This window comes from Corynebacterium tuscaniense DNF00037, assembly GCF_000759055.1.
GTDB classification, from domain to species: domain Bacteria; phylum Actinomycetota; class Actinomycetes; order Mycobacteriales; family Mycobacteriaceae; genus Corynebacterium; species Corynebacterium tuscaniense.
In genome coordinates, this window is sequence record NZ_JRNG01000061.1 from 1 (window position 1) to 683 (window position 683).

The 683-nt window shown below is 63.1% G+C and carries 1 protein-coding gene and 1 pseudogene; both read right to left on the bottom strand.

Annotated features, from left to right (window positions below; all coding sequences use genetic code 11):
- Window positions 1–80: 80 nt before the first annotated feature.
- Window positions 81–224 (bottom strand): hypothetical protein, encoded by a 144-nt coding sequence (locus tag HMPREF2129_RS11180; protein ID WP_170253140.1) that lies wholly within the window; start codon window positions 222–224, stop codon window positions 81–83.
- 159 nt (window positions 225–383) lie between these two features.
- Window positions 384–683, bottom strand: a pseudogene (locus HMPREF2129_RS10145) (DUF4192 family protein); the annotation flags it as partial.

The window sequence follows — 683 nt, forward strand, 5'->3', positions numbered from 1 at the left end:
TTATCTGAGTGGGTGTGATTTGCCGTGCAATTTGGGTACTTAAGCAGCGGCTTTGCTGCTGCGGGGTGGTTGCGCTGTCGCTACAGCACTGCCCAGGGCAGCGGTGTGCCTGCCGCCTCTAGGTCGCGCAGTTCTTGTGTTGCGCCCGGATCGGCGTCCTCGCCGTCGATGCCGTCGGCGAGCTGGTAGAGCAGTTCCAGGTCGGTGTGGATGAAGTCGCGCATCAGGTGCCTCCTTGTTCGGATTGGTGGTCAATCCGTCTGTTGGAGACAGCTCTGCTGTCTAGGGGTCGCTCCCTTGCCTCGTTGAGGTGTCTGTCGTCGCAAGCCACGGCCGACGAGAAATAGAAACCCCGTTGCATCGCTGCAACGGGGTGTGTGGGATTACTCGGCGAACAAGATCGTTCGGGTCTTCTCAGCGCCCTCGCGAACGAGTTCAACCATCCGCTCGCCTTGGCCGATGTCGGTCAGCTTGGCCACCAGAGACGGGAAGTTCTCGTCTGGCCCGATCTCGGTGGCTCGCTGCGCAGCCACGCCAGCCAGCCCCGGCTGGCCTGTGGCGTGCGCGAGCACGGCAACAGTGGCCGTGAGCTGCGAGCGCATCCCTGGCCAGCTGGTCGGGACGGCACGCATAACCTTCTCTATAAACGCAAGGCCCGCCTGCGGGTCATCGAGCAGCGCTGC